Raw genomic sequence first — 26,443 nt, 5'->3', positions numbered from 1 at the left:
ACGAAGGAGGGGGCCGGCCGGGCGGCCGGCCCCTTCCGCTTCAGCCGTCCATGGCCTCGGCGAGGCTCCGGGGCCGCATGTCGGTCCAGTGGGTCTCGACGTACTCCAGGCAGGACTGCCGCCCGGCCGGTCCGTGGACCTGCCGCCAGCCGGCGGGGACGTCCACGAAGTCCGGCCACAGGCTGTGCTGGTTCTCGTCGTTGACGAGCACCAGGTAGGTGCCGTCGGGGTCCTCGAACGGGTTGGTCATGGTCTTCCTCTCCTCGGGGTCGTTCCTCACGGCCGTCCTTCGTCCCGGGCGCCTTCGCTTTGGGCGCGGGCCCGCGCGACGAGGCCCTCCAGGGCCTTGAACCACGTCTCGGCGAGGTCCCGGACCGTCTCTCGCGGCAGCAGTCCTTCCAGGTAGGACCAGTGGGCGGCCAGCACCGGACCGTCCGCCCGGTCCTCGGTCACGACGTTGATCGTCAGGGCGTGCCCCACCCGCATGGCACCCTCGGGACCGATGTCGGCGGCGTCCTCCTCGGGCGCGTACGACCAGTCCGTCTCCTCCGGGATGCCGAACCGGCCGAGGTAGTTGAACTCGATCCGGGCGGGTTCACGGCTCGACAGGGCCGCTCGCGTACGGGGGTTGAGGTGCCGCAGCAGGCCGTAGCCGAGGCCGTTCGCGGGCAGCGAGGCCAGGTGGCCGCGCACCCGGCGGACGGCCTCCTCGGCCGCCGGTCCGCCGGCGAGGGCGTCGGCCGGGTCGGCCGGGCCCGGGTCGAGGCGGACCGGGTAGACGCTGGTGAACCAGCCGACCGTGCGGGACAGGTCGATGTCGTCCCCGGCCGTCTCCTCCTCACGGCCGTGCCCCTCGAGGTCGACGAGGACGGAGGTGCCGGTACCGCCGTGGCGCCGGTGGCGGTCGGCGAAGGCGAGGGCGAGCCCGGCCAGCAGCACGTCGTTGACCGTGGCGCCGAACGCGGCGGGGACCGTGGACAGCAGGGGCCCGGTGTGTGCGGCGGGCAGGCGCAGGACGACCTCCCGCTGGGTGGCGGCCGTGTCGCGGTCCGGATCCGGACGGCGGGTGAGCGCGAGTGGCTCGGTGCCGCCGTCCAGGACGGCCGTCCAGGTGGCCAGTTCGGCTTCGCGGGCCGGGTCCCGGGCCAGGACGGCCAGCCGCCGTGACCAGCGGGCGAAGGACGTCTCGACGGGAGCGAGCCGGGCGGGGCGTCCGGCTCGCACGTCCTGCCAGGCCGCCGCGAGGTCCGGCAGCAGCACCCGCCAGGACACGCCGTCCACGACGAGGTGGTGGGCCATGAGCAGCAGCCGTCCGGGCGCGGCACCGGCGTCGAACCACACGGCGCGCACCATGGCGCCCGCATCGGGGTCGAGCCGGGCCCGGGCCGTGTGCGCGTGTTCCCGGACGGTCCGGGCGAGCGCCGTCGCGTCGAGGCCGGTCACGTCCACGCGGTCGATCCAGTCGGCGGCGTCGAGCGTCCCGGCGGGCGGGACGTGCAGCGACCAGTCGGCCGTGTCGTCGCGGGACGGACGGACCAGGGCGGCCCGCAGCAGGTCGTGCCGGTCGGCGAGGGCCTGGAGCACGGCGGTCAGGCCGGGCAGGTCCAGGTCCGCGGGAGTGCGGACGAGCGCCGACTGGTGGTAGGTGGCGAAGGAGCCGCCGAGTTCACGCAACCAGTGCATGACCGGCGTCAGGGGCACGGTGCCGGTGCCGTCGTCCTCGCGGCGGGCGGCGGTGTCCCCGCCGGTGGCCTCGGCGACGGCGCTCAGGGCGGCGACCGTGCGGTGGCGGAACACCAGCCGGGGCGTGATCCGGATGCCGGCCGCGCGGGCCCGGCCGACCAGCTGCATGGCGACGATGCTGTCACCGCCGAGAGTGAAGAAGTCGTCGTCGACGCCGGCCCGTTCCAGGCCGAGGACGTCGGCGAAGACCGCGCACAGGGCCTTCTCGGTCTCCGTTCGGGGTGCTCGGCCGGAGGACAGCGCGGAGAAGTCGGGGGCCGGGAGCGCGGCCCGGTCCAGCTTGCCGTTCGCGAGCTGCGGGAAGCGGTCCAGGGCGACCACGGCCGCCGGGACCATGTGGTCCGGCAGCCGGGCGGCGACCCGGCCGCGCAGGTCGGCGGGGTCCGGCGTGGCGCCGGGCGCGGGGACGACGTAGGCGACGAGCAGCCTGCGCGCGTCCTGCCGCCCCACCGTCACCAGTGCCTGGCTCAGGGACGGGTGGGAGGCGAGCACCGACTCGATCTCGGCCGGTTCGATGCGGAAGCCGCGGATCTTGACCTGGTCGTCGGCGCGGCCGAGGAAGTCCAGGCGTCCGTCGGCCGTCCAGCGGGCGAGGTCGCCGGTGCGGTACAGCCGCGAGCCGGGCGGGCCGAACGGGTCGGCCACGAACCGCTCGGCGGTCAGCGCGGGGGCGCCCAGATAGCCCCGGGCGAGTCCCCCGCCGGCGAGGTACAGCTCGCCGGTGACACCGGGCGGCACCGGCTGGAGCAGTCCGTCGAGCACATACGCCCGGGTGCCGGCCACCGGCCGCCCCACCAGGGGGCGTTCGCTGTCGCGCACCCGGGCCACCAGGGCGTCCACGGTCGACTCGGTGGGGCCGTAGAGGTTGAACGCCTCGGTGCCGGGCAGCTCGCCGAGGCGCCGCCACTGGGCGGCGGGTACGGCCTCGCCGCCGACGCCGACGACCCGGAGGGGGCAGTCGTCGCCGCGCAGCAGCCCGCTGTCGGCCAGCTGCGCGAAGACCGACGGGGTGACCTCCAGGAAGTCGAAGCGGTGCCGGACGACGGCCGCGGCCAGCAGGTCGGGGTCCCGGCGCACCTCGTCCGGCACGATGTGCACGCAGTGCCCGTCGAGCAGCCACAACTGGGGCTGCCAGGACGCGTCGAAGAAGAAGGACCAGGCGTGCCCGGCCCGCAGATGCCGGCGCCCGGCCGCTTCGATCGCGGGTGCGTAGAGGGTCTCGCGGTGGCTGTGGAAGAGGTTGCCGAGGGTCTCGTGGGTGACCACGACGCCCTTGGGGCGGCCCGTGGAGCCGGAGGTGTAGATGACGTAGGCGGGGTGCCGGGGGGTGAGGGGCGAGCGCCGCTCGGTGTCGGTGAGGTCGGAGGTGTCCCGGGCGCTGACCCGCACGGCCGTGGCGGGGTCGTCGAGGATCAGCGGGCCGGTGCCCGCGGGCAGCGTGTGCGCCAGGTCCCGGGTGGTCAGCGTCAGCACCGGCCGCGCGTCGTCCAGGACGTCGGCGGTGCGGTCGTGCGGGGCCTCGGGGTCGAGCGGCAGATAGGCCGCGCCGGCCTTGTGCACCGCGAGGACGGCCACCAGGAAGTGTGCGGTGCGCGGGAGCGACAGGGCCACCACCCTCTCGGGGCCTGCGCCGCGTTCGACGAGCAGCCGGGCCAGGCTGTTGGCCTGTGCGTTGAGCTCGGCGAACGTCAGCTCGACGCCGTCGGACGCGACAGCGGGCGCCTGTGGGCAGTGCCGGACCCGCTCCTCGAACAGCGCGGGCACGGTGGTGGGCGGCGCCAGTGGTGGCCGGCTGTGCCAGCCGCCGGTCAGCACGCGCCGCTCCTGCGCGTCGAGCAGGTCGACGCGTCGAACCGGCACATCCGGGTCCGCGGTGACGGCCCGCAGCAGGCGCCGCAGGCGGTCGGCGAGGGACTGCGCGGTTACGTGGTCGAACAGGTCGGCACTGTATTCCAGTACGCCGTCGACACCGCCGCCGTCGGCGCGCTCCACGAAGTCGAAGGACAGGTCGAACTTGGCGGTGGTGACCGCCATGTCGTCGCGCTGGGACCGCAGACCGGGCAGCCCGGCCTCTCCCCCGCTCGCCGGCAGATACACGACCATCACCTGGAACAGCGGATGCCGGGCCAGCGACCGGGCCGGGTTGAGCACCTCCACGAGCCGTTCGAACGGCACGTCCTGGTGGTCGAAGGCGGCCAGGTCGGTCTCCCGCACCCGGGTCAGCAGGTCCCGGAAGGACGAGTCGCCGGAGGTGTCGGTGCGCAGCACCAGCGTGTTGAGGAAGAAGCCGACCAGGCCGTCGAGGGCGGCGTCGGAGCGTCCGGAGACGGGGCTGCCGATGGGGATGTCATGGCCCGCTCCCAGCCTGCTGAGCAGCGCGGCGACGGCGGCCTGGAGCACCATGAACACGCTGACGCCGTTGTCGCGGGCCAACCGGTGCAGCCCAGCGGCGAGTCCGGCGTCGAGACACAGGTCGGCCGAGCCGCCCCGGTAGGTCGCCTCCAGCGGGCGCGGGCGGTCGGCCGGCAGCGCCAGCTCCTCGGGCAGCCCGGCCAACGTCTGCTGCCAGTACGCGAGCTGACGTGCGGCCGGGCTCGCCGGGTCATTCTCGTCGCCGAGTAGGTCCCGCTGCCACAGTGTGTAGTCCGCGTACTGGACGGGCAGCGGCTCCCACTCGGGTGCCCGCCCCTGCGCGCGGGCCGCGTAGGCCACCGCGAGGTCACGGTTCAGCGGCCCCTCCGACCACTCGTCACCGGCGATGTGGTGCAGCAGGAGCAGCAGCGTCCACTCCTCGGGGCCGGTGCGGAACACGTGGACGCGCAGGGGGATCTCGCGATCGAGCGCGAAGCCGTACGCCCCCGCGCGGGCCAGTCGCCCGGGAAGCCGTTCCGCGTCGGTGTCCGCCACCTCGAAGGGGACGCGGACCTCGGATGGGTCCAGGACGCGCTGGAAGGGCACGCCCGCCTCGTCCGGGAAGACCGTGCGCAGGCTCTCGTGCCGTACCACCAGGTCGTGCACGGCGGCCCGCAGCGCCTCGGCGTCCAGCGCGCCGGTCAGCCGCCGGACCAACGGGATGTTGTAGGTGGCGCTGGGGCCCTGCACCTGATACAGCACCCACAGCCGCCGCTGAGCGGACGACAGCGGCAGCCGCTTCGGACGCGCCCTGACGGTGAGTGCGGGACGGGCGGCCACGCCCTGCGGAGGGCCGGTCCGCGCCAGCCGGCCCGCGAGCCGGGCGACCGTGGGCGCGTCGAAGACGGTGCGGACCGACACCTCGGCGCCGAGGGCCGCACGGATGCCGGCGACCAGCCGCATGGCCAGCAGCGAGTGGCCGCCGAGGGCGAAGAAGTCGTCGTCGACACCGACGCGTCCCACGCCCAGCACCCGCGCGAACAGGCCGCACAGGATCTCCTCGCGGGCGTCGCGGGCCCCCCCGCCGGTGCCGCCGCGCGCGGCGAGGTCGGGGGCGGGCAGCGCCCGCCGGTCGAGCTTGCCGTTGTCAGTGAGCGGCAGCGCGTCCAGGGTGACGAAGACGGCCGGCAGCATGTGCTCGGGCAGCGCGGCGGCGGCGTGGCGGCGCAGGTCCGTCTCGTCGGCGTCCGCACCGGCGGCCGGGACGACGTAGGCGACGAGCCGCTCGTCGTGCGGGACGACGGCCGCCCGCCCCACGGACGCGTGCCGGGCGAGGACGGTCTCGATCTCCCCGGGTTCGATGCGCACCCCGCGGATCTTGACCTGGTGGTCGGTGCGGCCGAGGAAGTCGAGGGTGCCGTCGGTCCGCCATCGGGCGAGGTCACCGGTGCGGTACATGCGGGCGCCGGGCGGCCCGTAGGGGTCGGCGACGAAGCGCTCGGAGGTGAGTGCCGGGCGGTCGAGATAGCCGCGGGCCAGCTGGACGCCCGCCAGGTACAGCTCCCCCGCGACACCGGGCGGCACCGGCCGCAGCGCGGCGTCCAGCACGTACGCCCGGGTGTTCCAGACGGGACGGCCGATCCCGACGCGTTCGGCGCCCGGGGGCACCTCGGCGGCCGTGACGTCGACGGACGCCTCGGTCGGCCCGTACAGGTTGTGCAGCTCGGCGGCCGGCAGGACCCGATGACAGCGTTCGGCCGCGGCGAGCGGCAGCGCCTCGCCGCTGCACAGCACCCGGCGCAGTCCGGTGCACCGCCCGGCGGCGGGCTCCTCCAGGAACATCTGGAGCATCGACGGCACGAAGTGCACGGTGGTGATGTTCTGCTCCCGGATCAGCCGGGCCAGATACGCCGGGTCCCGGTGCCCCTCGGGGCGTGCGACCACGAGCGTGGCCCCGGTGATCAGGGGCCAGAAGAACTCCCACACGGACACGTCGAAGCCGGCCGGGGTCTTCTGCAGCACCCGGTCGTGCGGGGTGAGGCCGTAGGTGTGCTGCATCCACAGCAGCCGGTTGACGATGCCCTCGTGGGGGACGACCACGCCCTTCGGGCGGCCCGTCGACCCGGAGGTGTAGATCACGTAGGCCGGGTGCGAGGGATGGTGCGCGGAGGGCAGCTCGCCCTCCGGGCCCTCGGGCAGGGCGCCCTCGACGACACACACCGGGCGGGCCTCGGCCAGCATGAACGCCCGTCGCTCCGGCGGCAGGTCGGGGTCGAGCGGCAGATAGGCGCCACCCGCCCGATGGACGGCCAGCAGGGCGACCACGAGGTCGGCCGAGCGCGGGAGCGCCACCGCCACGGTGCGCTCGGGGCCGACGCCCGTCCCGGCGAGGACACGTGCCGTCCGGTCGACCCGGGCGTTCAACTCGGCGTAGGTCAGGCACTGTTCGCCGAAGACCAGCGCCGGTGCGTCGGGGGTGCGGGCGGCCTGCGCGGCGAACAGCTCACCCAGGGTCGCCGCGGGTACCTCGTGCGCCGTGTCGTTCCAGTGGCCGAGGACCGCGCGCCGCTCGGCGTCGTCGGTGACGTCCAGGTCCCGCACGGGCAGGTCGGGGGCGGCGGACACCTGCTCCAGCAGGCGCACCAGCCGGGCGGCCAGTTGCTCGGCCGTGGAGGTGTCGCACAGGTCGACCGCGTACTCCAGCAGCAGCACCAGACGGTTCGGGCCCGGCTCGTCCACGAAGGTGAAGTGCAGGTCGAACTTGGCCGTGCCGGTGTCCATCTCGGACCACTCGGTCGGCAGGCCCAGCACGTCCGGGTCGCCGTCGGGCCGGTAGTGGTAGCCGAGCATGACCTGGAAGAGGGGGTTGCGGCCGGCGGCCCGGGGCGGGTTGACCGCCTCCACGACGTGATCGAACGGCAGGTCCTGGTGCTCGAACGCCTCCAGCGCCGACTCCCTGACGCGAGCCAGGAGTTCGCGGAAGGTCAGGGCGTCGCCCGAGAGGTCGGTGCGCAGCACGAGCGTGTTGACGAAGAAGCCCACCAGGTCGTTCAGCGCGTCGTCCGTGCGGCCCGCGATGGGCGCCCCCAGCGGGATGTCCTCCCCGGCACCGAGCCGGTGCAGCAGGGCTGCCGTGGCGGCCTGGAAGAGCATGAACATGCTGGTGCCGGTGGTGCCGGACAGCTCTCGCAGCGCTTGGGCGGTGTCCGTGGGCAGCTCGACGCGGACCTTGCCGCCGCGCCCGGTGGGCCGCTCCGGCCGGGGCCGGTCCAGTGGCAGGGGCAGCTCCTCCGGGAGGTCGCGCAGTGCCTCGGTCCAGTGGGCGAGCTGTGCCGCACCGACCTGTTCGAGCAGCGTGTCCTGCCAGAGGGTGTAGTCCGCGTACTGGACGGGCAGCGGCGTCCACTCGGGTGCCCGCCCGTCGCGGCGGGCCGCGTAGGCGGTGGTGAGGTCGGTGAGGAACGGCCGGTCCGACCACTCGTCGGTGGTGATGTGGTGCAGGACGAGAGCCACCACGTGGTCGTCCGGTGCCAGTCGCAGCACCTCGGCCCGCAGGGGGAGTTCGCGGCCGAGGTCGAAGGGGCGGCGCTGGGCGGACTCGATGCGTGCGGCGAGGTCCGACTCGGCGATGTCGGTCACCTGGAAGTCCGGTTCGGCCGCTCCGGGCGGCACGATCCACTGGTACGGCTCGCCGTCGTCCTCCAGGAACCGGGTGCGCAGGGCCTCGTGACGTGACGTCACGTCGGTGAGGGCCTCCTTCAGCGCGTCGAGGTCCAGGGAGCCGCGCGGACGGAAGACCAGCGGGAAGTTGTAGGCCGCCCCGCCACCGGTGATGCGCTCCACCAGCCACAGCCGCCGCTGGGCGGCCGACAGGGGCATGCGCGCGGGCCGTTCGGCCTCGGGCACGGGCCGCAGAGCGGGCCGGGCGGGCCGTCCGGTGCCGGCGCGCTCCGCGAGCGCCTCCGGGGTCGGGGCCTCGAACAGGTCACGGATCGCCAGTTCGGCGCCCAGTTCGCTGCGGGCCCGGCTGATCAGCCGGGTCGCGAGCAGCGAGTGGCCGCCCAGGTCGAAGAAGTTGTCCTCCGCGCCCGTCCGGTCCAGGCCCAGCACCTCGGCGAACAGGCGGCACAGCACCTCCTCGACGGGGGTGCGGGGCCCGCGCCCTTCCGACAGGGCGGCCGCCGGCTCGGCCTCGGGCAGCGCCCGTACGTCGAGTTTGCCGTTGTCGTTCATCGGCAGCCGGGGCAGGACGACGAAGGCGGCCGGGACCATGTAGCCGGGCAGCCGTTGCCCCAGGTCCTCGCGCAGCCGGCGCACGAGGGCGCCGCTGCCGCGGGTCGCGGTGGGGGTGTTGGCGTAGGGGGCGGTGCCGCGGTCGGTGCGGGGGCGGTACAGGCCCGTGATGCGCCGGGGTGCGTCCGTGCGGCTTGCCGTGCTCGGCGGCGACGTCCGTACGAACACCGCGTCGAAGAAGCCGGGTTCGTCCGACCAGGTGGTGAGGACCCGGTAGCCGTGGGCGGCGCCCAGTGCGCGGACGTCCTCCGGCTCCTCGCCCCCGGCCGCCGTCTCCCCCGGCGGGCGCCCGGCGTCCAGGGCGTGGGTCGCGGCCAGGTCGGCGGCCGTGCGGGCGTCCGGGATGCGGCGGACGCGGAGCAGGTCCGTGCCGTCGAGGCGGGTACGGAGCGCGTCCGGGCCCGGCCAGTCGGTCTCCGGCGCCTCGTCCAGCCGGAGCGGGTCGGTGGCCGAGGGGTCGTGGAGGACGACGTCGTACCGGTACCGCGTCAGCTCGTTGTGGTGCCGGCCCGCCTTGGTGCGCAGGTCGACGCCGAGGCCGAGGGTGGTGAACCAGTCGGGGTCGACGAGGAGTTCCTTCTCCAGGGCGAGGCCGCGGTCCACGGCCCGGCGCAGGGCGTGCGGGTCGGTCTCGCCGCGGGCCCGCTGGATGCCGGTCTGGAAGATCCGGGCCTGCCGCAGGTCGCGCACGTCGCCGAGGAACAGGGCGCCGCCCGGCGCGAGCAGGCCCATCACCTTGCGGACGACCGTGCGCAGGTGGTCCAGGCTGGGGAAGTACTGCACGACGGAGTTGATGACCACCGTGTCGAAGAAGCCCGTCGGCAGTCCGTCGGTCACCTCGGCGGACTGGCACCGCAGTTCGACCTTCCGGGCCAGTGCGGGGTCGGCCCGCAGGTCCTCGCCGAGCTTGCGGATGACGGGCGCTGCGAAGTCCGTCGCCCAGTACGCCTCCGCGTCCGGGGCGAGCCGCGACAGCAGCAGTCCGGAGCCGACGCCGATCTCCAGGACGCGCCGGGGCCGCAGCTCCCGGATGCGTTCGACGGTGGCCTCGCGCCACTCGCGCATGTGCTCGACGGGGATCGGCCGGCCGTCGTAGGAGCTGTCCCAGCCGGCGAAGTCCTCGGTGAACAGGGCGGTGCCGATCTCGCTGTACTCGGCCGAGTAGATCTCCCGCCACTCGCCGATCTGCTCCCGTTCGGCCCGGCCGCGCGCCTCCTCGCCGGGGTCGGCCGGGACGACATAGCCCACCAGGCGTTTGGTGCCCGGGGCGCTCGTGTCGTCGCGGGCGAGCACGGCGGCCTGGGAGACGCCGGGGTGCTGGGCGAGGACGGTCTCGATCTCGCCGAGCTCCACCCGGTGCCCGCGGATCTTGACCTGGTCGTCGGTGCGGCCGAGGAAGTCGAGGTTGCCGTCGGGGCGGCGGCGCACCAGGTCGCCGGTGCGGTACATGCGCTCGCCGGGCCGGCCGTACGGGTCGGCCACGAACCGCTCGGCGGTCAGCCCCGGCCGGTCGAGGTAGCCGCGGGCCAGGCCCGCCCCGGCGATGTACAGCTCGCCCGCCACGCCCTGCGGGACGGGACGCAGCCAGGTGTCGAGGATGCGGGCGCGGGTGGCGCGGATGGGGCGGCCGACGGTCGGCGTGGCGCTGTCGTGGGTGCCGCCGCCGAGGGTGTTGATGGTGTACTCGGTGGGCCCGTACAGGTTGTAGCCGTAGGTGCCCTCGGTGTCCCGCAGGGTGTTCCACAGCGTCTCGGTGACGGCCTCGCCGCCGAGCAGCACCAGCGGTGGACGGTGACCGTCCAGCAGTCCCTCCTCGACGAGGAGATGGGCGTACGTGGGCGTCACGTTCACCACGTCGACGCGGTGCTCCTCGCAGTACGCCACGAGGGCGGTGGCGTCCCGCCGCAGCTCCTCGTCACAGATGTGCACCTCGTGTCCCTCGACGAGCCACAGCAGCTCCTCCCAGGACATGTCGAAGGCGAACGACACGGTGTGCGCGATGCGCAGCCGTCGCCCGCCGGCCGAGGCGATCGCCGGGGCGAAGATCTCCTTCTGGTGGTTGAGCTGCATGTTGGTCAGGCCCACATAGGGCGTGACCACACCCTTGGGGCGGCCCGTGGAGCCGGACGTGTAGATCACGTACGCCGGGTGGTCGAGGCTGAAGGAGACCTCGACCGGGGCGGCGGAGGTCCGGTCCAGCTCGGCGGCCGTCTCCGGGTCGTCGAGCAGCACCCGCGGGGTGTCTGCCGTCAGGGTCCGTGCCACCGCCCGCGTGGACAGCAGGAGCAGCGGGCGGGCGTCGGCCAGCATCAGCGAAAGGCGCTCGGCCGGGTGGTCCAGTTCGAGGGGCAGGTAGGCGGCACCCGTGCGCAGCACGGCGAACAGCGCCACCACCATGTCGATCGACCGGGGCAGGCCGAGTGCGATCACCTTCTCGGGCCCGGCGCCGCGGGCGATCAGCAGGCGCGCCAGGCGGTTGCAGCGCGCGTCGAGTTCGGCGTACGTCATCGTCCGGGCGCCGAAGACGAGGGCGGTGGCGTCGGGGGTGCGGCGGGCCTGAGCGGCGAGCAGGTCGGCGATCGTCTCGTGCGGCACGGGCTGCCGCCCGCCGGCCTCCTCGCGCTCCAGTACGGCCGCCTCGGCGGGCAGCAGCGGGTCGAGGGAGCCGACGGCGGCGGACGGGTCGGCGACCAGCCGGTCCACCAGCAGCACGAACCGGTCCAGGAGGCGGTGTGCGCGGGTGTCGTCCAGCAGGTCGGGGCGGTAGGCGAGGGTGACCCGGATCCGTTCGCCGGGCGTGACGACGAGGTTGGCCGGGTAGTGCGTCGCGTCCACGTTGGCGACCGCCGTCGCGCCGTGCCGGTCGCGCAGCGCGGCGAGGCGTTCGTCGGTGTCGGCGTTGCGCAGCACGAACAGCGTGTCGAACAGCCGCCGGTGGCCCGTCTCCGCCTGGAGGACGCCGAGGCCCAGGTACTCGTACGGCATCAGCGCCAGCCGCTCACCCTGGATCCGGCGCAGCAGGTCCAGGACCGCTTCGCGCGGGTCGAGGGCGATGCGGGCGGGCACGGTGTTGAGGAACATGCCGACGATGTGCTCGACGTCGGGGACCTCGCTCGGGCGTCCGGCGACGGTGGTGCCGAAGACGACGTCGGTCCTGCCGGTGGCGGAGGCCAGGGTCAGTCCCCAGGCGGCGTTGAGGACCGTGTTGAGGGTCAGACCGTGCCGGCGTGCGGTGTCGCGCAGCCGCTCGGCGGTGTGCGGGGCGAGGGTGGTGTGCAGGTGCTCCGGGATCACCGGCTCCGGGCCCCGGTCCGCGGCCGTGGGCGCCAGCAGGGTGGGCTCCTCCAGACCGGTCAGCGCGTCGCGCCAGGCGCGGGTGGCCTCGCTGTCGTCCTGGTGTCCCAGCCAGGTCAGGTAGTCGCGGTACGAGCCGGGGCGGGCGAGCGGCGCCGGATCGCCGCCGTTCTCGTACAGTGCGAACAGCTGGTCCAGGAACAGCCAGGCGGACCAGCCGTCCCACAGGATCAGATGCCGGCCGACGACGAGGCGGTCCCCGCGCCCTTCCCCGAGGCGCACCAGCAGCATCCGGAACAGCAGCGGGCGGGTCAGGTCGAAGCGCCGGGTGCGCTCCTCGTCCATCAGTTCCCGCAGGCGCGCGTCCTGTTCGGCGCGCGGCAGTCCGGACAGGTCGGTCTCGGTGAGCGGGATCTGCGCCTCGCGCACGATGAACTGCACCGGCCTGCGCAGCCCTTCACTGGTGAACCCGGCGCGCAGACTCGGGTGGCGGGCCAGCAGGGTGCGCACCGCGGCGCGCAGCCGTTCGGTGTCGACGCGTTCGGCGAGGTCGAAGGACTCGTGGACGGTGTAGACGTCCAGGGCGCTGTCGTCGTAGGTGGAGTGGAAGAACAGGCCTTCCTGGAGCGGGGCGAGCGGCCACACGTCCTCGATGCGGCCGGGGGCCAGGCGTTCGACGCGTTCCCGCTCCTCGGCGGTGAGGGTGAAGGCGCCGGTGGCGTCGGCGGGCCGGGACGTCCCGGTGGCGGTGGCCGCCGCGGCGAGGGCGGCGGGGGTGCGGTGCTCGAAGACGTCCCGGGGGCCGATCGCGAGGCCGGCGCGGCGGGCGCGGCCGGCGACGGCGATGGAGCTGATGCTGTCGCCGCCGAGCAGGAAGAAGTCGTCGTCGACTCCGGCTTCCGGCAGCCTCAGTACGGCGGCGAAGATCTCGGTGAGCAGCTGTTCCCGGGGGTTGCGCGGGGCGCGCGGCTCGGCGTGGACGGCCCGGGGTGCGGGCAGTGCGGCCCGGTCGAGCTTGCCGCTGGGGGTCAGCGGCAGCGCGTCGAGCAGGACCCAGGCGCCGGGGACCATCGGGGCGGGCAGGCCGGCGGACAGGGCCTCGCGCAGTGCGGCCGGTGCGGCGTCCGCCCCGGCGGCCGGTACGACGTGGGCGACGAGGGTGTCGTCCCGTACGGTCACGGCGGCCTGCGCCACCTCGGGCAGGGCGGTCAGCGCGGCCTCGACCTCGCCGGGTTCGATGCGGTTGCCGCGCAGCTTGACCTGGCGGTCGGTGCGGCCCAGGTACTCGATCACTCCGTCGGCGCGGCGCCGCACCAGGTCACCGGTGCGGTACATGCGGCTGCCGGGCGGGCCGTAGGGGTCGGCGGGGAAGCGTGCGGCGGTCAGCGCCGGGCGGGCGTGGTAGCCGCGGGCCAGCTGCACACCGGTCAGGTACAGCTCGCCGGGCACCCCGTCGGGGACCGGCCGCAGGCAGGTGTCCAGGACCCGCAGGCCGGTGTTCCACACGGGCCGCCCGATCGGCACGGTCGTGCCCCGCTCGCCGGGGTCGTACGGGTGGTGGGTGACGTCGACGGCGGCCTCGGTGGGGCCGTACAGGTTGTGCAGCGGCACCCCGGTCAGGGCGTGCCAGCGGCTCGCGGCGGCGACCGGGAGTGCCTCCCCGCTGCTGAGGACGCGGCGCAGCGAGGCCGCCCAGGACGGGTCGGCGGTGACCTCCTCCGACTGGAGGAACGCCTCCAGCATGGACGGCACGAAGTGCAGGGTCGTGATGCGCTGTTCGCGCACGAGCGCGGCCAGATAGGCGGGGTCGCGGTGGCCGTCCGGCCGGGCGAGGACCACGGCGGCTCCTTCGAGGAGCGGCCAGAAGAACTCCCACACGGACACGTCGAAGCTGGACGGCGTCTTCTGCAGCACCCGGTCGTGCGGGGTGAGGCCATAGGTGTGCTGCATCCAGGCGAGCCGGTTGACGATGGCGCGGTGGGTGACGATCACACCCTTCGGGCGGCCGGTGGAGCCGGAGGTGTAGATGAGGTAGGCGGGGTCGTCGGGGCGGGCGTGGGTTGCCGTACGTGACGCCGCGCTCGTCCCGCCTTCCCTCTCCCTGTCCGTCTCGCCTTCCGGCTCCCTTTCCGTCTCGCCTTCCCGCTCGCCTTCCGGCTCGTCCTGGTCGAGCAGCACGAGAGACGGAGTGCTGCCCTGCGGCAGCCGGTCGGCGGTACCGGACAGGGTGATCACCGTCGTGGCGCCCGAGTCGGTCAGCATGTGCGCCACGCGGTCCGCCGGGTAGTCCAGGTCCACCGGCAGATACGCGGCGCCCGCCTTCAGTACGCCGAGCAGGGCCACCATCAGCTCCGCCGAGCGGGGCACGGCGACCGCGACGAAGGTCCCCGGCCGCGCGCCCCGGCGCCGCAGCCGCGCCGCCAACGCCCGTGCCCGGCCGTCGAGTTCGGCGTAGGTGAGCCGCTCGTCCTGGAAGACGACGGCCGTCGCGTCGGGTGTCCGGGCCGCCTGGGTCGTGAAGGCCGCGGCGAGTGTGGTGTCCGGGACGGACCGCTGATCGCCGACGACGTGGGCACGCAGCCCCTCGTCGGGCGACAGCAGGTCGATGGCGGCCACCGGGCGGTCCGGGTGCTCGGCGATCGCCGCCAGGATCCGGGTCAGCCGGTCGCCGAGCGCCCGGACGGTCGTCTCGTCCAGCCGTTCGGCGTGGTGCTTGAGCCGTATGTCCAGGCGTGCCCCTGGCTTGATCACGAGGGCGAGCGGATAGTGGACGGCGTCGTGGAAGGTGTCGCCGGTGATGCGGATGCTGCCGGACGCGTCGCTCGTGCCTGCCTCGGCCGGGTAGTTCTCGAAGACCACCAGGGTGTCGAAGAGTTCCCCGCGGCCCGCGTGGCCCGCGACACGCTGGATCTCCGCCAGGGAGAGGTGCTGGTGGTCGAGCAGCGAGGCCTGTTCCTCCTGGAGGCGGACCAGCAGTTCCCCGAGCCCCTCCCCCGGGCTCCACCGCAGGCGCGTCGGGAGGGTGTTGATGAACAGGCCCACCATCGAGTCGATGCCGTCGACCTCGCTGTCCCGGCCGGAGACGGTCGTGCCGAACACCACGTCGTCGCGGCCGGTCAGCCTGCCGAGCAGCAGTCCCCAGGCCGCCTGCACGAGGGTGCCGAGCGTGACGCCCCGCTCCCGGGCCCGTTCGACGAGGCGCGCGGTGACCGTCTCGGGCAGTTCGATCCGCACGTGCGCGGGCCGCACCGGCGCCCCCGTGGGAGGGGTGTCCACCAGCCGGGTCGGCTCGTCGAGCCCGGCGAGGGCGAGGCGCCATGCCTCCCGGGCCGCGTCGCGGTCCTGGCCGGCGAGACGGCGCAGGAAGGCGCGATACGGGGTGACCTCGGCGAGCGGCGGCGCGTCGGTGCCGTAGTACGCCATCAGTTCGCGGTGCAGGACGGGCAGGGACCAGCCGTCGGCCACGATGTGATGGAAGGTCAGGAGCAGGCGGCTGCGGTGCTCGCCGAGCCGGACGAGGGCGCAGCGCAGCAGTGGCGGTGCCGCCAGGTCGAAGCCGGCGGCCCGCTCGTCCGCGGCCACCGCATCGACCGGGTTCTCCGGCGACGTGCCGTCCTGGGCGGAGAGATCGACCTCCCGCCACGGCAGTTCGCAGTGCCGGGTGATGATCTGCACCGGTGTGCCGTCGGCGCGCCGGCGGAAGGCGGCCCGCAGCGGGGCATGCCGGTCCAGCAGTCGCTGCGCCGCCCGGTGCAGCGTGGGGCCGTCGACGGGGCCGGCCAGGTCGAGCACCTGCTGCACGACGTAGGTGTCGCCGTCCGTGCCGGTCAGGGAGTGGAAGTAGAAGCCCTGCTGGAGGGGGCTGAGGGGGAGCAGTTCCTCGACGGGGAGCGGATTCGTGCCCTGGATCTCGGCGAGTTCGCGGTCGTCGAGGTGCAGCAGCGGGGTGCCCGCGGGGGTGCCCTCCTCGGCCGCGCGGGCCACGGCGGCCCGGGCGAGGGCCTCGACGGTACGGTGCCGGAACACCTCGCGGGTGGTGAGGCGCAGGCCCGCCTCCCGCGCCTTGATCAGCAGCTGGATGGCGGTGATGCTGTCGCCGCCGAGGGCGAGGAAGTCGTCCTCGGCGGTCACCGAGTCCAGGCCGAGTACCTGCGCGTACAGGCGGCACAGCAGCGTCTCGCGCGGGGTGCGCGGTGGCCGGCCGGAACTCAGGGCCGCGTAGTCCGGGGCCGGCAGGGCCCTTGCGTCGATCTTGCCGCTGGGGGTGACCGGCAGGACGTGCAGCGGCACGAACGCCGAGGGGACCATGTAGTCCGGCAGCCGTTCGGCGGCGTGGGCGCGCAGCTCCCGCATCAGCGCGGTGACGTCCCGGAAGGGGGCCGGGCGGTTGGCGTGCGGGAAGGCGCCGGTGGGGCGGTAGGGCGCGGTGAGGGGTCGGGAGCGGGGCGCGAAGGACACCCCGGAACCGGGCCCGCCGGACGTCCCGGAACCGGGCGCGGTGGGCGGTCCGCCGAGGACGAGGAGCGCGTCGAAGGCCCCGTCGTCGGCCGCCCCGTTCCAGGTGAGTGCGGCCCGGTAGCCGTGCTCGGCGGCCAGGGCGTGCAGGTCCTCGGGGTCGGCGCCGGGTGCCGGCGCGCGGCTGCTGCCGTCCAGGGCGCGCAGGTCCGCCAGGTCGTCGGTGAGCCGCGCGTTGGGCACGCCGGTGACCCGCAGCCGCGCCGGCCGGTCGGCGAGCAGGTCCCGCAGGCCGGTCAGGCCCCGCGCCTCGGACCAGGACAGCTCCCGCTCGCCCGGCACGGAGCCGGTGTCGTCGGCGGTGGCCGGGCGCAGGACGACGTCGTAGCGGTACCGGCTCAGCTCGTTGTGGTGGGCCGCCCGCTTGAGACGGATGTCGGCGTCGAACCCGGCGAGGGCGGCGAAGTAGTCGGGGTCGAGGAGCAGTTCGCCCTCCCAGCGCACCGAGCGCTCCACCGCCTCGCGCAGGGCGCTCTTGTCCGTGCCCCCGCTCTCCTGGAGGCCGTCCGCCGCGCGGCGGGTCTCGACGGCCGCGCGCAGGGTGCGCAGCAGGCGCAGGTTGCGCACGTCGCCGACGAAGATGCGGCCGCCGGGTGCGAGCAGTCCCGCCGCCCGGCGCAGGACGTCGCCGAGGTACTCGGCGCTGGGGAAGTACTGGGCGACGGAGTTGAGGACGATCGTGTCGAAGAAGCCGGTGGGCAGCCCCTCGGTGTCGTGGGCGGGCCAGGCGCTCAACCGCACCGTGGCGGCGAGCCGCGGGTCGGTCTCCACCTGGGCGCGCAGCGCCGCGATCGCCTGGTGCGAGAGGTCGGTGCCCCAATACGTCTCGCAGTCGGGTGCGATACGGGACAGGATCAGTCCGCTGCCCACGCCGATCTCCAGCACCCTGCGCAGCGGCCCGAGTTCGCACAGCCGGTCGACGGTGGCCTCGCGCCATTCGCGCATCTCCGCCACCGGGATGGGCCGCCCGTCGTACATGCTGTTCCAGCCGGCGAAGTTCTCCCGGACGCCGTGGGCGTCCTCGTGCGTCCCCTCCGATCCGGCGGCCCGGTAGAGGAGGTCGTGCACCTGCCGCCACTGATCGACCTGCGCTGCCGGGTCGTCGGCGCGCGGTGTGCCGAGGGCGGGTACGACATAGGCGGCGAGGCGGCGGTCACCCGGGCGGTCCTCGCGGGCGACCACCGTCACCTGGTCGACGGCCGGGTGGCCGCGCAGCACGGACTCGATCTCCCCCGGCTCGATCCGGAAGCCGCGGATCTTGACCTGGGTGTCGGCCCGGCCGAGGAACTCCAGGCGCCCGTCGGACCTCCAGCGGACGAGGTCGCCGGTGCGGTACAGCCGCTCACCGGGTGCGCCGAAGGGGTCGGCGACGAAGCGTTCGGCGGTCAGGTCGGGCCGTCCGAGATAGCCGCGGGCCAGGCCCGCGCCGCCCAGGTACAGCTCGCCGGTGACACCTGCCGGGACCGGCTGGAGGTAGGCGTCGAGGACATAGGCGCGCGTGCCGGGGTCGGGGACGCCGATCGGGACGATGGAGCCGGCCGGGATGTCGGGGTCGCACAGGCCGAGGGTCGAGTTGGTGGTGGCCTCGGTGGGGCCGTAGGCGTTGAACATCATCCGGCCGCGTGCGTAGCGGCCCACCAGCTCCGGGGAGACCCGCTCGGTGCCGGCCAGCAGGGTCGCGGTCGGCGGCAGCGTCACGTCGTCCGGCAGGGCGGCGAGCAGCGCGGGCGGGAGGATCATGAAGGTGATGCCGTGGGCGCGGGCATAGTCGGCGAGCGGGGCGGCGGGCACCCGGCGCTCCGCCGGGACGACGACGAGGCGTCCGCCGGAGAGCAGGCCGAGGCACAGGTCCCAGAAGGCGACGTCGAAGCTGGGCGAGGCGAACTGCAGCACCCTGGAGTGCGGTCCGATGCCGAAGCGTTCGCTCTGGGTGGCGACCAGCTTGGCCACGCCGCTGTGGGCGAGGACGACACCCTTGGGCCGGCCGGTGGAGCCGGAGGTGTAGATGACGTAGGCGGCGCTGTGGACGGTGAGCGGCGCGCCGCGATCGGTGTCGGTCGGGTCGTGGGCCGGGCGCTCAGCCAGCTCGGCCGTGGTGGCGGGAGCGTCCAGCTCCAGTAACGCCATGCTGCCGTCGTGGTCGGGGAGTTCGCGTGCGGTGTCCCGGGTGGTGACCATGCAGACGGGAGCGGCGTCACCGAGCATGTAGGCGATGCGGTCGGCCGGGTAGTCGTGGTCGATCGGCAGATAGGCGGCGCCGGACTTGAGGACGGCGACCTCGGCGACGATCAGTTCGGTGGAGCGGGGCAGGGCGAGCGCGACGATCCGCTCGGGTCCGGCGCCGCGGGCGATCAGGGCGTGGGCGAGCCGGTTGGCCCGCTCGTCCAGCTCGGCGTAGGTGAGGCGTTCGTCCTCGAGGACCAGGGCGACGGAGTCGGGGCGCCGGCGGACCTGTTCGGCGAACATCGCCGGCCAGGTGCCGGCGGGGACCGTGTGCTCGGTGGCGTTCCAGTCGAGGACGACCTGCCGGAGTTCCCGTTCCCCCATGAGCGCCAGCCGGTCGACGGGGGTGTCGGGGCGGGCGAGGGCGTCGGTGAGCAGCGTCCGGTAGTGAGCGAGCAGCCGGTCGGCGGTGGCGGTGTCGAAGAGGGCCGGGTCGTAGGTGATGCGGGCCTCGTCGCCGTCCACGTGGATCAACAGGTCGAGCGGGCCCGGCAGTTCACCGGCGGGGCGGGCGGGTGTGGCGAGGGCCGTGTTGAAGAAGAGGCCGCCGCCGCGCATGGCCCGGGGGTGGAGTTCGTCGATGAGCAGGTCGAGGGGCACCCGATGGGTCTCGGCCTCCTGCCACGCCTCGGTCGCCCGGCGGGTGAGGTCACGGAACGTCGGCTGGTGGGCGAGGGACACCCGCACGGGCAGGCCGTCGTGTCCGACGGTGAGGTCGGTGGCGCCGCTGTAGCGGTGCAGCAGGGCGGCGAAGGCCGCGAGCAGCACGAGGTCGGGGGCCTCGGGGACGCCGGGCAGGGTGCGGGTGTCGCGGTGGGGCGTGGGTTCCGGCGGGTGCGGCCGGTCGGCGGGCAGGGAGATCTCGAGCGGGAGTGGCAGGAGCAACCGCTGCCAATGGGCCAGGGCTTCCTCGGAACCGCACACTGCAGCGTGCCTCCCCAGTAGGTCGGTCCCCGGCTCTGGGCTGGGGATCGGCGCCATAGTAAGGTAAGGGTTACCTAATTCCTAGATCGCGCTCGGATTGGCCGAATTGGTCGAAGGGGCGGGGACGGCGCCCCAACTCCACTACAGTCCGTCACAGTTGAGGCAAGCCTGACCGAAGGACGTATCCGTGGGGACCTCGGTGGTCCGGGCGGCGAAAGGCCCCCGCGCACTCCTCCTGCTGGCGCTGTCGGGCGCCGCGCTGGTCGTGCTGTGCACGCTGTCCATGGCGTTCGGCGCGCTCGCCGTGCCGCTCGACCAGGTGTGGCACACGCTGCTCGGCGAGGCGCCGGACTCCCGTGTGGACAACGTGATCTGGTCCGTGCGCCTCCCCCGCACCGCCCTCGGCCTCGCCACCGGCGCCGCGCTCGGCCTGTCGGGTGCGCTGATGCAGGCGCTGACCCGCAATCCGCTGGCGGACCCCGGCATCCTCGGCGTCAGCGCGGGCGCCGCCTTCGCCGTCGTCGTGTCGGTCGGCGTCCTCGGCATCGGCTCCGCCTACGGCTACATCTGGTTCGCGTTCGCCGGGGCGCTGGGCGCGAGTGTCCTGGTGTACCTGCTGGGCGGGCTCGGCCGGTCGGGCACCACGCCGGTCAAACTGGCGCTGGCCGGTGTCGCCGTGACCTCCCTGCTGTTCTCCCTGACCAGCGCGGTCGCCCTCACCGACCCGGACGCCCTCAACCGGTACCGGTTCTGGTCGGCGGGCTCCCTGGCCAACCAGAACGAGCAGGTTCTGGTGCGTGTCCTGCCGTTCCTCGCCGTCGGGGCCGTGCTGGCGCTGGCCTGCGCTCCGGCCCTGAACAGCCTCGCGCTCGGTGACGACGTGGCGAGGTCGCTCGGGCTGAGGCTCGGACTCGTGCGGGTGCAGGGGGTGGTCGCGGTCACCCTGCTCACCGGCGGTGCCGTCGCCGTGATCGGCCCCGTCGTCTTCGTCGGTCTGGTCGTCCCGCACATCGCGCGGGTGCTCACCCAGGCGGCCGGGATCGGCCCGGACCACCGCTGGCTGCTGCCGCTGTCGGCCGTCCTCGCCCCCTGTCTGCTGCTGGCCGCGGACATTGCGGGCCGGCTGCTCGCCCGTCCGGTCGAGATCCAGGCGGGGATCTTGGTCGCCTTCATCGGCGGCCCGTTCTTCATCGCACTGGTCCGACGCCGCCGACTCGCGGAGCTGTGAGAGATGACGACGACCGATGCCGTGGGGGCGAGGCCCGCGATGTCCAGCGGTCCTGTAGGGCCGGGGACCGCGACCGCCACCCATCCCGTGAAGCCGGAGAACCCGACAACCTCCGTTCGCGTCACGACGGCGCCCGCGACGCTCACCGATCCGGTGCCGCCGAGCGCCACGACGACCACCGATCCGGTGCCGCCCAGCCCCACCACGACCACCGATCCCGCGCCGCCCAGCCCCACCACGACCACCGATCCCGCGCCGCCCAGCCCCACCACGACCACCGATCCCGTGCCGCCCAGCCCCACCACGACCACCGATCCCGTGCCGCCCAGCCCCACCACGACCACCGATCCCGTGCCGCCCAGCCCCGTGACCACCGCCGATCCCGCGGAGCGTGAGCCCGTCCCGATGCGGACCGGAGCCCCACAGAGCCGGCGCGCCCAACGACCGACCCCGCGGGAGCGGTGAGCCCATGACCACCGAGATCGCGCCACGCCCCAGCCGCGAGGATCCCGCCGAACACCCCACGGCCGCAGGCCGGTTCGCCTTCCGGCTTCCCGTGCCGCCCGTCTCCGGCGTGCTGCGCCCCCGCCTCCTTGCCGTGTCCCTGCTGCTCGCGGCCACGGCATTCGTGCTGTTCTGCGTGGAGACCTCGGTGGGGGACGTCGCCCTGCCGCTCACCGACGTCCTGCGGGCCCTGGTGGGCGCGAGCGACCCGGCGACCGAACTCATCGTCCACGAGCTGCGCCTGCCGCGCGCCCTCGCGGGCCTGCTCGTCGGCGTCGCGTTCGGCGTCTCCGGCGCCCTGCTGCAGACCATGACCCGCAACCCGCTCGCCAGCCCCGACATGATCGGCATCACCCAGGGCGCCGGCACCGCCGTGGTCGCCGGCATCGTCCTCGGCTGGGACGGCGGCCTCGGCACCCAGGCGCTCGGACTGCTCGGCGCGCTCACCGCGGCCCTGGCGGTGTACGTGCTCGCCTGGAAGCGGGGCACCACCGGCTACCGCATCGTGCTGGTCGGCGTCGGCGTCGCCTGGATCTGCACCAGTGCCACCGACTACCTGATGGCCCACGGACAGCGCTTCCAGGCCCAGGCGGCGCTCGGCTGGCTGGTCGGCAACCTCAACGGCCGTAGCTGGGACCAGATCACGCCGCTCGCCGCCGTCATGGCCCTGCTCGTGCCGCTCGCCGTGCTGCTCGGCCGGCAGATGCGCACCCTGGAGCTCGGCGACGACGTGGCCCGGGGGCTCGGGACCCGGGTGCAGACCGTACGGGTGGCCGTGCTGCTGGCCGCCGTGGGGCTGGTGGCCTTCGGCACGGCGACCGCCGGACCGGTCGCGTTCGTGGCGCTCGCCGCCCCGCAGGTCGCGCAGCGGCTGGCCGGCACCGCCTCCCCGCCGCCCGTCACCGCGGGTCTGACCGGCGCCGCGATGGTGCTCGGTGCCGATCTGGCCGCGCGCAAGCTCATTCCCGGCACCGAGCTTCCGGTCGGGATCGTCACGGGCGTCCTCGGCGCCCCCGTCCTGCTGTGGCTGCTCGTCCGCGCCAACCGCGCCGGTTCTGGAGGCTGAGAACGTGTCACGCAAGCACCAAGTGCCCCTCGAGGGCCCGACCTTGCGGGCCGAGGGCCTGCGCCTGGCGTACGACGACCGGATCGTCGTCGAGAACCTCGATCTGGAGATACCCGCCGGCCGGGTCACGGTGATCGTCGGCGCGAACGCGTGCGGCAAGTCCACGCTGCTGCGCGCGCTGGCCCGGCTGCTGACCCCGAAGGCCGGGGCCGTGCACCTCGACGGGCGCTCGGTGCACTCGATGCCGACGCGGGCGCTGGCCCAGCGCCTCGGCATCCTGCCGCAGTCGCCGGTCGCGCCCGAGGGGCTGACCGTCATCGACCTGGTGGGGCGCGGACGTTCACCGCACCAGACGTGGTGGCGGCAGTGGTCGTCGGCGGACGAACAGGCCGTGCACGAGGCACTGCGGGCCACCGCGATGACCGGCCTCGCGCACCGGTCCGTGGACGAACTGTCCGGCGGGCAGCGGCAGCGGGCCTGGATCGCCATGGCCGTCGCGCAGGGCACCCCGGTGATGCTCCTGGACGAGCCGACGACGTATCTCGACCTCGCGCACCAGATCGACGTCCTGGACCTGATCACCGACCTGAACCGCCATCAGGGCCGCACGGTCGTCATGGTGCTGCACGACCTCAACCAGGCCTGCCGGTACGCCGATCACATCGTGGCGATGAAGGCGGGACGCATCGTGGCGGAGGGCGCGCCGGCGAAGGTCGTCACGGCACAGACGGTGGAGGAGGTCTTCGGACTGCGCTGCGTCGTCGGCGAGGACCCGGTGAGCGGAACCCCGATGGTCGTCCCGATGGGCCGCCACCACGAGGGGACGGGACCGGCGGCGGTGGCCGTGACGGAGAAGGCCGGCTGAGGCGGGGCGGGCCCGCCGGCCCTCGGCCCACATCGCCGGCCGGCCGCAGCGGGCCGGCGGTGTGGGCCCCGCTTCACGGACGGGGCGTCAGATAGCCGCCCATCGTACGGAAGTAGTCCGTCGCCGCGTGTTCCCTGCCGTCCTCCGTGCGCACCCGCTTGACCACGAGACCGGGCAGCCGTCCGGTGCGCGCCTCGGCACCGGCCACGATCACCACCCCGTCCCCCTCGCGGATGAAGATGCGGCCCGGTGTGCCTCCGTAGCGGCCCTCGGACACGGCCGCGGAGACGATCCGGATGCGCTCCCCGCGATGGTGCGTGAAGGCGTTCGGATACGGGTCGGACTGGGCGCGCACCAGTCGTTCGAGGTCCTCGGCGGGCCATGTCCAGTCGATCCGGCTGTCCTCCAGGGACCGCTTGTGGAAGAAGCTCGACCGGGAGCGGTCCTGCGGCGTCCACACGGCCCGGCCGGAGGCGATGAGGTCGAGGGACTCCCGGACGATGGGGCCGATGAGGTCGACGGTGCGGTGGAAGAGGTCCGTCGCGGTGTCGGAGGGGCCGACCGGCACCGCGCGCTGCATCAGGATGTCGCCCATGTCGAGCTCCGCGTCCATGCGGTGGGCGGTGACCCCGACCTGCGTCTCACCGTTGATCAGCGCCCAGATCAGCGGCGAGAAACCGGCGTACGCGGGCAGCAGCGAGTCGTGGATGTTGAGCGTGCCGTGCGGCGGCAGGCCGAAGATCTCCGGCGGCAGCCACGTACGCCAGTTGTTGGCGACGATGAGGTCCGGCTCGCTCTCCTTGAGCGTGCGCAGCAGTTCGTCGTCGTCCGGCCGGTTGCGCAACAGCACCGGCACACCGTGCTGTTCGGCGAGGTCGGCGACCGAGTCGTTCCAGATCCGCTCGTAGACGTGGTCGCTCTTGGGGTGGGTGACGACCAGCACCACTTCGTGCTCGGAGTCCAGCAGAGCCCGCAGCGTCCGGTGTCCCCAGGTCTGGTAGCCGAACATGACGACCCGCATATAAGCCTCCTCAGCCATTGCTAGGTAAGGCTTACCTTATCTAGCATGTGCCTGCTTGGGGGAGCCCGCGTTCCTTCTTGGGGAACACCAAGTGCCCCCCTCTACAGGAGGCGATGACGCGGTGACGCTGCACACTGGGCCGGACTCCATCTATGACGTACTGGGCATCGGCTTCGGGCCGTCCAACCTCGCCCTCGCGATCGCACTGCACGAACACGGCGCGACCTCTCACGACGCCTCGGACGACACCTCCGACGCAGCGGGGGCGGCAAGCGGCCTGCGGGTCGGATTCCTCGAACGGCAGCCGAGGTTCGGCTGGCACCGCGGCATGCTCATCGACGACGCCACCATGCAAGTGTCCTTCCTGAAGGACCTGGTGACGATGCGTGACCCGACCAGCGACTTCAGCTTCCTGTGCTATCTGCGCGAACGCGGGCGCCTGGTCGACTTCCTGAACCAGAAGACGCTCTTCCCGCTGCGCATCGAGTTCCACGACTACTTCGAGTGGGCCGCCGCCCGGGTCGGTCACCTCGTCGAGTACTCCGCCGAGGTGGTCTCCGTACGGCCGGTGACCGAGGACGGCGAGGTGCGCTTCTTCGACGTCGTCAGCCGCGATCCCGCCGCGCCCGAGCGGCCCGTCGTGCGCCGTACCCGCGCGCTGTGCGTGGCCACCGGTCTGGAGCCGCATCTGCCGCCGGGCGCCGCGCTGTCCGAACGCGTCTGGCACACCAGCGAATTACTCACCCGCGTCGACCGACTGGTGCGCTCCGGCACCCCCGTGCGCCGGGCCGTCGTCCTCGGGGCCGGCCAGAGCGCCGCCGAGGCCGTCGACTACCTCCACCGCACCTTCCCGGACGCGGAGATCTGCTCGGTGTTCGGCAAGTACGGCTACACGCCCGCCGACGACAGCCCGTTCGCCAACCGGATCTTCGATCCCGAGGCGGTGGACGTGTACTACGGCGCTCCGGCCGAGGTGAAACGGTCGCTGTACGACTACCACCGCAGCACCAACTACTCGGTGGTCGACCTGGAGCTGATCGAGTCGCTGTCCCGGACGATGTACCAGGAGAAGGTCCAAGGCAGGCAGCGGCTGCGGATGATGAACGTCTCCCGCATCCGCGAGGTCGCCGCCGACGAGGACGGCATCGAGGTGACGGTGGAGTTCCTGCCGACCGGTGAACGCGAGGTGCTCGCCTGCGATCTGCTCGTCTACGCGACCGGTTACCAGCCGCAGGGGATCGCCGACAGCCTCGGTGAGATCGCCAAGCTCTGCCTGCGCGACGAGGAGGACGAGCTGCGCGTCGGCCGCGACCACCGTGTGGAGACCAATGCGAACGTCACCGCGGACCTCTACCTCCAGGGCGGCACGGAACACACCCACGGCCTCACCTCGACCCTGCTGTCCACCACGGCCGTACGCTCCGGGGAGATCTGCGCGTCCCTGCTGGCCCGGCGGCACTCGGCAGCCGGCTCCCGGGTGACGGCGGACTGCGCGCACGGACAGCCCGCACTGCGATGAGCGCACCGGACAACCCCGGGCCGCGATGAGCGCACCGATCCTCGCGGCCGAGACGCTGCTCCCCGTCGGCACCGCGCTCGCCGTCACGCTCGTCGTGCTGCTGCTCGTGGCGACCGGGGTGGCCGCGCTGTTCCGGCTCTCCCCCGACGCCTCCCACCGCCGGGCGCGTGAGATCGTCACGGCGGGCGTCCGGGCCGCCGCCCAGCTGGCCGCCGTGTCCGCGGTGATCGGCTGGGCGGTGCACCACACCGCCGGCCTGCTCGCGTTCCTGCTGCTCATGCTGGCCGTGGCGACCCGGACCGCCGGGCGGCGCATCACCGCCAACGGCACCTGGTGGTGGGCGGCCCTGCCGATCGCGGCGCCCGTGCTGCCGGTCGTGGCCGCACTGGTCGCGGCCGGGCTGCTGACCGTGCCCGGTGTCGCCGTCGTGCCGGTCAGCGGAATCCTGATCGGCGGGGCGCTGACCGCGACCGTGCTGGCGGGGCGCCGCGCGCTGGACGTGGTCTCCCAGCGGCACGGCGAGGTGGAGGCCGCCCTCGCCCTGGGGTTCACGCCGCGCGAGGCCCGGCTGGAGGTGGCCCGCGGCGCCGCCTCGGACGCCCTGCTGCCCGCCCTCGACCAGACCCGCACGGTCGGCCTGGTCACGCTGCCGGGCGCGTTCGTCGGCATGCTCCTCGCCGGTGCCTCTCCCCTGATGGCCGGCGCCGTGCAGGTCTTCGTGCTCATCGCGCTGCTCGCCGTGGAGGCGATCTCGGTCGCCCTGACGGTCGACCTGGTGGCCCGCGGCGTGCTCCATCGCGAGGCGGCACGGGGCCGGGGAACGAAGGTCCGACCGGCCGTTACCGGGGGGTAGGCAGCCGCTCCCTCTTGCTATACAGTCCGTCAACAAGCGCGCC

General features: G+C 73.9%; 9 protein-coding genes. 6 read left to right on the top strand and 3 right to left on the bottom strand.

The window, feature by feature from the left end:
- Nucleotides 1–40: 40 nt before the first annotated feature.
- Both AB0412_RS05270 and AB0412_RS05265 read right to left on the bottom strand, forming a co-directional pair.
- Nucleotides 41–250, bottom strand: a complete 210-nt coding sequence (locus tag AB0412_RS05270; RefSeq protein ID WP_366401118.1) for an MbtH family protein — start codon at nucleotides 248–250, stop codon at nucleotides 41–43.
- A gap of 26 nt (nucleotides 251–276) precedes the next feature.
- Nucleotides 277–19,344: an amino acid adenylation domain-containing protein gene (locus AB0412_RS05265; RefSeq protein WP_366401117.1), complete on the bottom strand. Its 19,068-nt coding sequence runs from the start codon at nucleotides 19,342–19,344 to the stop codon at nucleotides 277–279.
- 187 nt (nucleotides 19,345–19,531) lie between these two features.
- On the opposite strand from AB0412_RS05265, the gene AB0412_RS05260 reads away from it, so the two are divergent.
- Genes AB0412_RS05260 through AB0412_RS05245 form a run of 4 tightly spaced genes read left to right on the top strand, consistent with a single transcriptional unit; the run spans nucleotide 19,532 to nucleotide 23,007 of the window.
- The gene (locus AB0412_RS05260) at nucleotides 19,532–20,572 is read left to right on the top strand and encodes an iron ABC transporter permease (protein ID WP_366401116.1); all 1,041 of its coding nucleotides are present in this window, start codon (nucleotides 19,532–19,534) and stop codon (nucleotides 20,570–20,572) included.
- Between the two features lie 3 nt (nucleotides 20,573–20,575).
- Entirely contained in the window at nucleotides 20,576–21,037 is a 462-nt protein-coding gene (locus AB0412_RS05255; RefSeq protein WP_366401115.1) for a hypothetical protein, read from the top strand.
- Between the two features lie 4 nt (nucleotides 21,038–21,041).
- Nucleotides 21,042–22,142 (top strand): iron ABC transporter permease, encoded by a 1,101-nt coding sequence (locus AB0412_RS05250; RefSeq protein WP_366401114.1) that lies wholly within the window; start codon nucleotides 21,042–21,044, stop codon nucleotides 22,140–22,142.
- Between the two features lie 4 nt (nucleotides 22,143–22,146).
- Complete coding sequence (locus tag AB0412_RS05245; protein WP_366401113.1) at nucleotides 22,147–23,007, top strand: ABC transporter ATP-binding protein; 861 nt, start codon at nucleotides 22,147–22,149, stop codon at nucleotides 23,005–23,007.
- 73 nt (nucleotides 23,008–23,080) lie between these two features.
- Here the strand turns inward: AB0412_RS05245 and AB0412_RS05240 are convergent, their stop codons facing one another.
- A complete protein-coding gene (locus tag AB0412_RS05240) occupies nucleotides 23,081–24,028 on the bottom strand; it encodes a methionyl-tRNA formyltransferase (protein ID WP_366401112.1) in 948 nt (315 codons plus the stop codon).
- A 127-nt stretch (nucleotides 24,029–24,155) separates the two neighbouring features.
- Between AB0412_RS05240 and AB0412_RS05235 the strand changes: the two genes are divergently transcribed.
- Together AB0412_RS05235 and AB0412_RS05230 are read left to right on the top strand one after the other, a co-directional pair.
- The gene (locus tag AB0412_RS05235; protein ID WP_366401496.1) at nucleotides 24,156–25,547 is read left to right on the top strand and encodes a lysine N(6)-hydroxylase/L-ornithine N(5)-oxygenase family protein; all 1,392 of its coding nucleotides are present in this window, start codon (nucleotides 24,156–24,158) and stop codon (nucleotides 25,545–25,547) included.
- A 25-nt stretch (nucleotides 25,548–25,572) separates the two neighbouring features.
- Nucleotides 25,573–26,400, top strand: a complete 828-nt coding sequence (locus AB0412_RS05230; protein WP_366401111.1) for an ABC transporter permease — start codon at nucleotides 25,573–25,575, stop codon at nucleotides 26,398–26,400.
- Nucleotides 26,401–26,443: the final 43 nt, after the last annotated feature.

It is taken from the genome of Streptomyces sp. NPDC052012 (assembly GCF_040689265.1).
In the GTDB taxonomy this organism is placed as follows: Bacteria; Actinomycetota; Actinomycetes; order Streptomycetales; family Streptomycetaceae; genus Streptomyces.
Note: the sequence above shows the minus strand (reverse complement) of the source record. Positions and strands in the feature narration are given on the sequence as shown.

Bases quoted from the DNA above. Each gene is read 5' to 3' on its own strand.
- AB0412_RS05230 (WP_366401111.1), top strand. From the start codon at position 25,573: ATGAGCGCACCGATCCTCGCGGCCGAGACGCTGCTCCCCGTCGGCACC.
- AB0412_RS05250 (WP_366401114.1), top strand. From the start codon at position 21,042: ATGACCACCGAGATCGCGCCACGCCCCAGCCGCGAGGATCCCGCCGAA.
- AB0412_RS05255 (WP_366401115.1), top strand. From the start codon at position 20,576: ATGACGACGACCGATGCCGTGGGGGCGAGGCCCGCGATGTCCAGCGGT.
- AB0412_RS05240 (WP_366401112.1), bottom strand. From the start codon at position 24,028: ATGCGGGTCGTCATGTTCGGCTACCAGACCTGGGGACACCGGACGCTG.
- AB0412_RS05270 (WP_366401118.1), bottom strand. From the start codon at position 250: ATGACCAACCCGTTCGAGGACCCCGACGGCACCTACCTGGTGCTCGTC.